Below are 10,673 nucleotides of genomic sequence, written 5' to 3'. Positions count from 1 at the left end.
CGAACACGCGGGGGCGGCCCCGCCGCTCGCCCAGACCGCCTCCCGGCACTGCTACGGGGGGCGGGTCGCCGTGCGCACGGTCCCAGACCCGACGGGCGGCCCCGCGTTCGCGTGGCACGATGTCCGCGGAACGTGCGAGGCCGCCCCCGGCGCCTCCTACGTCAACCGGGACGAGGCCTACCGTGCGGCGGTGGTGGTCGACGAGATCGACGCCGAACTGCCCCCCGGACACGTGATCGCCGTGGTCGCCCCGACCCAGCCGCAGGTGGCGCTCATCCGCCGCCAGCTCCGTCACCGCCACCCGCGCCACCAGGTGCGGGTCGGCGGACCCGAGCTGCTCGGCTCCGACCGGGACGCCGCCGACGTCACCGTCCTGTCGCCGATGCTCACGGTCGCGGCGCCCGCCATCGCCGAACGCAGGGTCCGGCGGATGATCCACCTGTGGTCGTCGGTGCTCACGCGCACGCGCCGACGCCTGGTCGTGGTCGGCGACCGGGGGTACTGGATCGGCGGTGACGGGCCGCTGGCCGACCTGGACGCCCTGGTGCTCGGCGCGCGCGCGGCGGCCGGGACCGATCCCGCCAGGGACGCCCTCGTGGACGAACTGCGGGGCGCGGGCACGTCGGTGGCCCCGCTCCAGACCGTCCAGGGCTGGACGGCGGACCTGGTCGTGCGGTTCGCCGCACGGCGCCTGATCATCCTGCTCGACCGGGAGCCCGACGGCCGGGCCCTGCGCCACCTCATCGTCCGGGGCGAGGCGCTCAACCGGGTCACCGGGGACCCCGTGGTCCTCGTCCCCGCCTGGAGGTGCCTGGCCGACCCCCGCGCCCTGGTCGAGGAGATCCTCGCCGCGTACTGACGACGGGACCGCTCCCGTCCGTCGGCCGCGGGAACCCGTCCCGGAAGCGGGATCCGCGGACTACGCTGATCGGAGCACGATGTCCGGGGTGCGATGGTTCGTCCGCTCCCCGGGGCGCGGAGGGGAGAACACGGGTGCCTGAGGGCCACACACTGCACCGGTTGGCGGCGCACTTCGACAAGACCTTCGGCGGCGGCGCGGTGCGCGCCTCCAGCCCGCAGGGCCGGTTCGCCGACGGAGCCGCGCGCGTGGACGGCCGGGTGCTCACCGAGAGCGAGGCGCACGGCAAGCAGCTGTTCCTCGGCTTCGACTCGGGGGAGTGGCTGCGCGTGCACCTCGGACTGTACGGGGCGTGGACCTTCGGCGACGCCGACGGGGAACGCCATCTGGGCGCGCCCCGCGCCGAGGGCGCGGGCCGCCGCGACCTGGAGCGGGACGCCGGGGGCTTCGTCGTTCCGCCCGCCGCCGTGGGCACCGTGCGCGCCCGGCTCGTCAACACCTCCGGCTGGGCCGACCTGCGCGGACCCTCGGCGTGCGAGGTGATCACCGAAGGCGGGAAACGCGCGGTCCAGGACCGGCTGGGCCCCGACCCCCTGCGTGCCGACGCCGACCCCGAGCGGGCCTGGCGGACGGTGAACCGCTCCCGGACCAGCGTCGCGGTGCTGCTCATGCGACAGGACGTCATCGCGGGGATCGGCAACATCTACCGGGCCGAGTCCCTGTTCCGGGCGGGAATCGACCCGCTCACCCCGGGCCGCGACCTCACCCGTGACCAGTGGTCCGCGCTCTGGGCCGACCTCACGGCCCTGCTCCGCGACGGTGTGCGCGACGGCTACATCATCACCACCCGCCCCGAACACCGCCCCGACCCCGACGCCCGCCCGGTGCCCCGTCCGGACACGCTGTACGTGTGCTACCGCACGGGTGAGCCGTGCCGCGTTTGCGGGTCCCCGATCGCCTCCCGCGACCTGTCCGGGCGCACCCTGTACTGGTGCCCCGGCTGCCAGCGCTGACCCGGATCCGTACGGCCTCCCGTTCCGGTGGCGTAGACTCCCAGCCGCGTTCTTAACCGGTTCAGCTTTCACGTGTGCATGGGGGTGCGTTGGGGTCTCAGATGCGACGACCGACCATCGTGGACATCGCCCGGGTGGCGGGGGTGTCCAAGGGTGCGGTGTCCTACGCGCTCAACGGCAAACCGGGGGTGTCCGAGCGGACGCGTCAGCGCATCCTCGACATCGCCCGCGACCTGGGGTGGGCCCCGAGCGGTCCCGCGCGCGCCCTGTCACCCGGAGGCCGGGTCGGCGCGGTGGGGCTCGTCGTGGACCGCCCCGCGCACGCCCTGGGCGTCGAGCCGTTCTTCATGCAGCTGGTCTCGGGGATCGAGGCGGAGCTGACCGTGGCCGGGGTGGACCTGGTGCTCCACGTCACCGAGGACCAGGAGGCGGAGCTGGCCGCCTATCGCAGGTGGGCCGCCGAGCGGCGCGTGGACGGCGTGATCCTGGTCGATCTGAGGGTGGACGACCCCCGGGTCGGGGAGGTGGAGGAGCTGCCGCTGCCCGCCGTCGTCCTCGGCGGTCCGGAGGGCGCGGGCGGGCTGCCCTGCCTGCACTCCGACGAGGCCGCCGCGATGCGCGAGGTGGTGCGCTACCTGGCCGCTCTCGGGCACCGCGGGATCGCGCGGATCGCCGGTCCGGAGGGCTTCCGGCACACCCGGGACAGGACGCGGGCCTTTCGCGCCGCGGCCGAGGAGGCGGGGGTGGCGCGGACGCGCACGGTGCACGCCGACTACACCGGGGAGGCGGCCACGCGCGCCACACGCAGGCTCCTGGCCCTGGCGGAGCGGCCCACCGCCCTGGTCTACGACAACGACCTCATGGCCGTGGCGGGTCTCGGCGTGGCTCGGGAGATGGGTGTGGACGTCCCCTCCCAGTTGTCCATCGTGGCCTGGGACGACTCCGTGCTGTGCGGCCTGGTGCGCCCCTCGCTGACCGCGATCGTCCGCGACACCGTCTCCAGCGGTCGCGAGGCGGCGAGGATGCTGCTCGGGCGGGTGGCGGGTGACGGGGTCGTGAGCCGACAGGCGCCGCCCGGGGAGCTGCACCCGCGCGCGAGCACCGGACCCCTCGCCCCCTGAGGGGCTCCGAGGCGCCGTTTCCGGAGCGGATGCGCAGGTCCTCCCGTTACAAGCGGATAACGCCCATGCTGCCGGGGATTGACGGGCGTGATGCGGACATGCTGTTGTGGACGTCACTTACCCGGTTCAGCAACGGTCTTCCGCGCTCCGTTTTGGGAGCGCTCCCAATCTGCCGTGCGGCGGAGGGACCACCCCCACCGAAGGCCGACCGGGGTCGAAGGAGGAGTCTTGATGAGAGCACTGCGGGTTCCGGCCGCTCTCACGGCGCTGGCCCTGGCGGCCACGGCGTGCGCGGGCGGCGGCGGAGAGGGAGGCTCGGGTGCCTACCCCCGGAACGAGACCCTGTACACCTCCGGGACCGCCTGGGGACCGCCGGTCAGCTGGAACCCGTTCATGCGGGGCCAGTACGCGGTCGGCACGATCGGACTCGTCTACGAGCCGCTCTTCCTCTTCGACCCCATGGAGAACGAGTACGTCCCCTGGCTCGCCGAGAGCGACGAGTGGACCGCCGAGAACGTCCACGAGATCACCCTCCGCGAGGGCGTCCAGTGGACCGACGGAGAGGCCCTGGACGCGCAGGACGTCGTCACCACCCTCGAACTCGGCCAGATGGACGCCGCCCCCTACAGCAACGTGTGGGACTTCGTCGAGAGCGTCGAGGCCACCGATGACCGGACGGTCACCGTCACCTTCTCGGAGTCCCGTCCACAGGAGTGGATGAACTGGGCCTACGCGAACCCGATCGTCCCCGACCACATCTGGGCCGACAGCGGCGAGGACGACCTCGTCGACAGCCCCAACGAGGACCCCGTCGGCACCGGCCCCTACGTCTACGGCGACCACGCCGACGACCGCATGATCTGGGAGCGCAACGACGACTGGTGGGCGGTCGAGCAGCTCGACCTGGACATGGACGCCCGCTACATCGTCGACATCGTCAACGCGTCCAACGAGGTGACGATGAACATGCTGTCCCAGGACGAGCTGGACCTGTCGAACAACTTCCTGCCCGGCATCGACCAGCAGCTCACGGGCGATGAGACCCTCACCAGCTTCTACGACGGGCCGCCCTACATGAAGAGCGCCAACACCGCCTGGCTGGTGCTCAACCACGACCGCGAGCCCATGGACGACGTGGTCTTCCGGCAGGCGCTCGCCCGGGCCATCGACATGGACCAGATCATCGGGGGCCCCTACTCCAACCTGGTGGAGGCGGCCAACCCCACCGGCCTGCTCCCCGCCTGGGACCAGTACATCGACCACGAACTGGTCGCCGAGGCCGAGCTCGGCTACGACCCCGACGAGGTCGTCGGCATGCTGGAGGAGGCCGGGTACCTGGACGAGGACGGCGACGGCTTCGTCGAGACGCCCGACGGCGACCCCATCGAGCTGACCCTCATGGTGCCCTCCGGCTGGACCGACTGGATGGAGGCCGCGCGCCTCATCGCGGAGAACGCCCAGGCGGTCGGCATCAACGTCGAGGCGGAGTTCCCCGAGTTCGACCTCCTGGTGGACAACCGCAACGCGGGTGAGTTCGACATGCTCGTCAACAACGAGCGCCAGCAGAGCAACACGCCCTGGACCTACTACGACTACCTCTTCCAGCTGCCGATCCAGGAGCAGCAGACCACCGTCAACTTCGGCCGGTACGAGAACGAGGAGGTCTGGTCCCTGGTCGAGGAGCTCGCGGCCGTCCCGACGGACGACGTCGAGGCCGCGGCCGAGGTCACCTCGCGGATCCAGGAGATCCAGCTGGCCGAGATGCCCGCGATCCCGCTCTGGTACAACGGCCTCTGGTCGCAGACGAGCAACGTGTACTGGACCAACTGGCCGAGCGAGCACGAGGACACCCCGGACTCCGCCGCCGCCCTCTGGAACGGGTGGTTGGAGCTGGGCGGCGTGCTCACGCTCGCCGAGATCGAGCCGGCCGGCTAGCGGTGTTCGTTGAGGGCCTCCGCTCCGCTTCGGCCCGCCCGTCGCCCGCCACCGCCCGGGGGCCGCTTCGCGGCGGGGCGGGCACCCTCAACGGACGCCTGCGGCGCGGTACTTGCTCTCGTCGGGTGCCCATGCGGCCAGGGATTCTTGCCCGCCCGTCGCCCGCCACCACCCTCAACGGACGCCTGGCGGCGCAGTTCTTCCCCTGGCTTCGCCTGACGCTCGTTCCTCGCTAGCGGCTCGCCTCGTCTTGCAGAACCCTGGCGGCGCCCGAACCCTTCGGGGTGGGAGCGCTCCCCTCCCACCCCCTCCAGCCCGGTCGGCCCGAGGCACACGGCCGGCCGGGCGGTCCCGGCGGGGCCCTTCCCCAGGCCCCGCCGGGACCCACGTCCGCCGACAACACCCGAAAGGTCAAGCGCGTGTGGCGCTACATCGGCCGCAAGCTCGTCATCTACCTGTTGACGTTCGTCATCGCGGTCACCATCAACTGGATGATCCCCCGGTTCATGCCGGGTGACCCCGTACGGAGCATGCTCTCCCGTGCCTCGGTCAGCGACCCCGAGGCCCTGGAACGCATGAACGCCTACTACAACGAGGTCTTCGGCTTCGACACCCCGCTCCACGAGCAGTATCTGAGCTTCTGGGCCGGACTCCTCAGGGGCGACCTCGGCGTCAGCATCATGCTGTACCCGGAGCCGGTCACCGACGTCATCATGCGGTCGGTCCCCTACACCCTGGCGGTGCTGCTCCCGGCCATCCTGCTCAGCTGGATCGTCGGCAACCGCTTCGGCGCCTTCGCGGCCCGCAGCAAGGTGCTGGACAACACGATCCTGCCGGTGGGCTACGTCCTCACCGCGACGCCGTACATGTGGCTGGCCCTGCTCCTGGCCTGGGCGCTGGGGGTCGTCGCCGGAATCTTCCCGGTCGCGGGCGGATACAGCTACGCCCTACGGCCCGAGTTCTCGTGGGTGTTCGTCTCCGACCTGATCAGCCACTGGTTCCTGCCGTTCCTGTCCATGTTCATCGTGGCGCTCGGCGGATGGGCGATCGGGATGCGCAACATGATCATCTACGAACTGGAGGCGGACTACTCCACCTACCTCCAGGCCCTGGGCGCGCCACGCCGCCTCATCCGCCGCTACGCGTTCCGCAACGCGATGCTGCCGCAGATCACCGGACTGGCTGTCCAGCTCGGCACCATCATCGCCGGCGCACTGCTGACGGAGATCGTCTTCAACTACCCCGGCCTGGGCACCCTCATCCTCGACTCACTCAACAACCGTGACTTCTTCCTCCTCCAGGGGATCTTCCTCTTCGTGGTGGTCGGCGTGCTGATCGCCAACTTCATCATCGACATCGTCTACGTCCTGATCGACCCCCGCACCCGGGTCCAGATGACGGGAGGTGCGGCATGACCGACGTCGCTGGCGCCCCCGGCGCGGACGGCGCGGGCACGGCGCCCGAACCGGCCGCCGAACGCCGACGCTCCGAGACCCTGCACTTCGCCCGGCGCAACCCCAAGCTGCTCATCGGGGCGGGCATCGTGCTGGCCCTGCTGATCACCGGCCTCATCGGCCCGCTCTTCATCGACCACGACCCGAACGAGTACGTCGGGCCGCAGAGCCAGCCCCCGAACGGCGAGTACTGGCTGGGCACCACCAGCTTCGGCCAGGACGTGTGGGCCCAGTTCGTCCACGGGCTGCGCTCGACCTTCCTCATCGGGGTCTTCGGCGGCGGGGTGGCCTTCGTCGTCGGCACCGCCGTCGGCTTCCTCGCCGGATACAAGGGCGGATGGGTGGACGAGGTCCTCAACATGATCACGAACGTGGTGCTGGTCCTGCCGGCACTGGTCGTGCTCATCGTGGCCGTCGCCTACCTCGACGCGCGCGGTGTGCTGGTGCAGGGTGTGTTCATCGGCCTGACCTCCTGGCCGTGGGCGGCGCGCGCGGTCCGTGCCCAGACCCTGTCCCTGGCCACCCGCGACTTCGTGGACCTGGCCCGGCTCAGCGGGCGGCGCACGTGGCGGATCATCACCGCCGAGGTGGCCCCGAACATGAGCTCCTACCTGGTGATGACCTTCATCCTGCTCTTCGGCGGCTCCATCCTCATCGCCGCGGGCCTGGACTTCATCGGCCTCGGACCGACCAACGGCGTGTCCCTGGGACTGATGCTGGAGAACGCGGTCGCCTGGAGCGCCCTGCAACTCGGGCTGTGGTGGTGGTTCATCCCGCCGGGGCTCGGCATCACCGTGATCGTCGGGTCGCTGTACATCCTCAACGTCGGGTTGGACGAAGTGTTCAACCCCAAGCTGCGGGAGCTGTGATGACTCTGCGCGTGAAGGACCTGAAGGTCTACTACCAGACGCTGCGCGGGGACGTCCACGCCCTCGACGGGGTCTCGTTCGACCTGGCGGACGGCGAGATCATGGGCCTGGCCGGGGAGTCGGGCTGCGGCAAGAGCACCCTGAGCAAGAGCCTCATCCGGCTGGACTCGCGGATGCGGCACGTCGGCGGCACGATCGAGCTGGACGGCAAGGACGTGCCGATCGCCGACGACGAGGCGATGGTCCCGCTCCGCTACCACGAGATCTCGCTCATCCCGCAGTACGCGATGAGCGCGCTCAACCCCACCCGCAAGATCGGTCGGATGATCAACGAGCTGCTGCGCGCGCGGGGTGTGCGCCCCGGCGACGTCGACGGGGAACTGCGCCGCCGCCTGGAGCTGGTCGGCCTCGACCCGGAGGTGCTCGACCGCTTCCCGATCGAGCTGTCCGGCGGTATGAAGCAGCGCGTGGTCATGGTGATGTCCACACTGCTCAACCCGTCCCTCCTCATCGCCGACGAGGTGACCTCGGCCCTGGACGTGTCCACCCAGCGCTCGGTCGCCGAGTCCCTCGTGGAGTTCCGCGACCGCGAGTACGTGCGCAGCATGGTGTTCGTGACCCACGACATCTCGCTCGTGTACCAGATGGCGGACACGATCATGGTGATGTACGCGGGGCGCATCGCCGAGAAGGCACCGGCCAAGGCCATCATCGAGGACCCGCGGCACCCCTACACGCGGATGCTCGTCTCGGCCCTGCCCGAGGTGGGCAGCACGGTCACCGGCGGCCGGCTGGAGGGGATCCCCGGCACCCCGCCCGGACTCCTGAACCCGCCACAGGGGTGCCGTTTCCGGGCCCGCTGCCCCATGGCCTTCGACAGGTGCGCCGAGCAGCCGCCGCTGGTGGAGATCGAACCCGGCCACTGGGCCGCCTGCTGGAAGACGGGGGAGTGACGGTGAGCGAGACCCTGCTGGAACTCGAACACGTGCACAAGGTGTACCGGACCGGCGCCTTCGGCGGCGGACGCAAGCGCGCGGTCCGCGACGTCAGCCTGACCGTGCGGGCGGGCGAGGTCGTGTCGCTGATCGGCGAGAGCGGCAGCGGCAAGAGCACCCTCGGCAAGATGGTGCTCGGCCTGTCGCGGCCGACCGAGGGCCGGATCCTGGTCGAGGGCACCGACATCGCCACCATCCGCGGGTTCGCCGCCCGCAAGGAGTACTACCGCCGGGTGCAGGGGGTCTTCCAGGACCCGTTCAGCTGCTTCAACCCCATCTTCAAGGCCGACCGGGTCTTCGAGATGGTCCGCGGCTCCTACTTCCCCGAGGTGTCCGACGCCGACTGGCGGGACCGGGTGCTGTCGGCGCTCGGCACCGTACGCCTGGACCCGGGCAACGTGCTCAACAAGTACCCCCACCAGCTCAGCGGCGGGCAGTTGCAGCGCATGCTCATCGCCCGCGCCCTGCTGCTGGACATCCGTCTCCTGGTGGCCGACGAGATCATCAGCATGCTGGACGCCTCCACCCGGATCGACGTGCTCAACCTCCTCGCCGACCTCAAGGAACGCGGCCTCGGCATCCTGTTCGTCACCCACGACCTGTCCCTGGGCAACTACGTCAGCGACACCTCGGTGATCCTGCACAAGGGGGCGATCGCCGAGATGGGACCGACCACGCGGGTCTTCGACAACCCGCTGCACCCCTACAGCCGCCACCTGCTCTCCTGCGTGCCCCAGCTGCACCGCACCTGGGCGGAGGTCGACGCCGAGCTGGCGGCCGACCCGCCGGAGGACGTCACCCTGCCGACCGTGGCCGACGGGGACGCCTCGGCGCCGCTCCTGGAGGCGGAGGACGGGCACTTCGTCGGGATCGACCAGTCCTGAGCCCGCCTGTGCGCGTTCGTCGCCTCGCGTCGGGGCTCGGGGCGTGGAGAACGGGGTTCTTCGTCCTCGGCGGTGCCGGTCGCTCGTTCCTCGCTGGCGGCTTGCCTCGTCCTGCAGAACCCCGTACGCCCCTCGCTGTGCTCATGCGGCCTCGCGGGCTCGGCCGGGGCTCGGGGCGTGGAGAACGGGGTTCTTCGTCCTCGGCGGTGCCGGTCGCTCGTTCCTCGCTGGCGGCTTGCCTCGTCCTGCAGAACCCCGTACGCCCCTCGCATTCATCACCATCCCACGAACGGAATCGGAGTCCTCATGACCACCTGGTTCGACCTGGGCGACGGGTGGACCGTGGCCCCCGTCGCGCCCGACCCCGGGTCCCCGGCGGCCGGTCTCGGAGCGCTGCCCGCGACCGTCCCCGGCTGCGTCCACACCGACCTGCTCGACGCCGGGGAGATCGACGACCCCCACACCGACGACAACGAGACCCGGCTCGGCTGGATCGGCCGCACGGACTGGCGGTACGTGCGCTCCCTGGCACGGGAGGCGGCGGACCTCGACGGGAGCGACGGCCCACCCGAGCGCGTGGACCTGGTGTGCGAGGGGCTCGACACGGTCGCCGCCGTGCGGGTGGCCGGGCACGAGGTGGGGCGGTCGGAGAACATGCACCGCGCCCACCGGTTCGACGTCACCGAGGCACTGGCCTCGGCCGGGGACGACCCGGAGCTGGTCGTGGAGTTCGCCTCCCCGTACCGGTACGCCGAGGCCCACCGGGACCGCATGGGCCCGCTGCCCGCCGCCTACGACGAGCCCTACCAGTACATCCGCAAGATGGCCTGCAACTTCGGCTGGGACTGGGGTCCGACGCTGGTCACCTCCGGGATCTGGCGGCCGATCCGGCTGCACGCCTGGTCGACCGCGCGTCTGGCGGTCGTCCGCCCGCTGGTGACCGTCGAGGGGGCGGGCGGGAACGGGCCCGTCCTCGGCCGGGTGCGGGTGCACGTCGACCTGGAGCGCACCTCCGCAGGGCGGCGGAGCGCGCTGGAACTCACCGCCCGCGTCGCCGGCGCCACCGCCACGGCGACCGCCGAACCCGGCGAGGACACCGCCGTCCTGGAACTGGAGGTGGCCGACCCCGCTCTGTGGTGGCCGCGCGGCCACGGCGACCAGCCGCTGTACGACCTCACGGTGGAGCTGTCCGCCGACGGGGCCGCCCTGGACACGTGGCGCCGTCGGATCGGCTTCCGCGAGGTCGCGGTGGTCGACGAGCCCGATGCGCGCGGCACCGGGTTCGCGGTCACCGTGAACGGGCGGCGCGTCCTGGTCAAGGGGGCGAACTGGATCCCCGACGACACCTTCCCCTCCCGCGTCGACGCCGCCCGGTACCGGGCGCGGATCGGCCAGGCGTGCGCGGCGGGCGTCAACCTGCTGCGTGTGTGGGGCGGCGGGATCTACGAGTCGGACGACTTCTACCAGGCGTGCTCGGAGCTGGGGGTCCTGGTCTGGCAGGACTTCCTCTTCGCCTGCGCGGCCTACCCGGAGGACGAGCCGA

Annotated in this window: 8 protein-coding genes and 1 pseudogene (1 of these 9 running past the window's edge); all 9 read left to right on the top strand. The window is 71.3% G+C overall.

Annotation, left to right across the window (positions count from 1 at the left end):
• On the top strand, positions 1 to 859 hold an 859-nt coding region (locus D471_RS34640), incomplete at its 5' end, for an AAA domain-containing protein (RefSeq protein ID WP_040689854.1).
• 134 nt (positions 860 to 993) lie between these two features.
• The gene (locus D471_RS0115885; RefSeq protein ID WP_017599537.1) at positions 994 to 1,872 is read left to right on the top strand and encodes an Fpg/Nei family DNA glycosylase; all 879 of its coding nucleotides are present in this window, start codon (positions 994 to 996) and stop codon (positions 1,870 to 1,872) included.
• A 101-nt stretch (positions 1,873 to 1,973) separates the two neighbouring features.
• Positions 1,974 to 2,993 carry a LacI family DNA-binding transcriptional regulator gene (locus tag D471_RS0115880; protein ID WP_026127774.1) on the top strand — a complete coding sequence of 340 codons (1,020 nt, stop codon included), beginning with the start codon at positions 1,974 to 1,976 and terminating at the stop codon, positions 2,991 to 2,993.
• A 231-nt stretch (positions 2,994 to 3,224) separates the two neighbouring features.
• A complete protein-coding gene (locus D471_RS0115875; RefSeq protein WP_017599535.1) occupies positions 3,225 to 4,928 on the top strand; it encodes an ABC transporter substrate-binding protein in 1,704 nt (567 codons plus the stop codon).
• 419 nt (positions 4,929 to 5,347) lie between these two features.
• Positions 5,348 to 6,343 carry an ABC transporter permease gene (locus D471_RS0115870; protein ID WP_026127773.1) on the top strand — a complete coding sequence of 332 codons (996 nt, stop codon included), beginning with the start codon at positions 5,348 to 5,350 and terminating at the stop codon, positions 6,341 to 6,343.
• Entirely contained in the window at positions 6,340 to 7,251 is a 912-nt protein-coding gene (locus D471_RS0115865; RefSeq protein WP_017599533.1) for an ABC transporter permease, read from the top strand. The genes D471_RS0115870 and D471_RS0115865 overlap by 4 nt, the downstream gene beginning before the upstream one ends.
• A complete protein-coding gene (locus D471_RS0115860; protein ID WP_017599532.1) occupies positions 7,251 to 8,204 on the top strand; it encodes an ABC transporter ATP-binding protein in 954 nt (317 codons plus the stop codon). The genes D471_RS0115865 and D471_RS0115860 overlap by 1 nt, the downstream gene beginning before the upstream one ends.
• 14 nt (positions 8,205 to 8,218) lie before the next feature.
• Positions 8,219 to 9,130 (top strand): ABC transporter ATP-binding protein, encoded by a 912-nt coding sequence (locus D471_RS0115855; RefSeq protein WP_026127772.1) that lies wholly within the window; start codon positions 8,219 to 8,221, stop codon positions 9,128 to 9,130.
• 306 nt (positions 9,131 to 9,436) lie between these two features.
• Positions 9,437 to 10,673, top strand: a pseudogene (locus D471_RS42650) (glycoside hydrolase family 2 protein); it runs 1,297 nt beyond the window's last position.

The sequence above is a fragment of the Nocardiopsis lucentensis DSM 44048 genome, assembly GCF_000341125.1.
In the GTDB taxonomy this organism is placed as follows: Bacteria; Actinomycetota; Actinomycetes; order Streptosporangiales; family Streptosporangiaceae; genus Nocardiopsis; species Nocardiopsis lucentensis.
The sequence above is the reverse complement of the archived record's forward strand: the minus strand, read 5'-3'. Positions and strand labels throughout refer to the sequence as shown.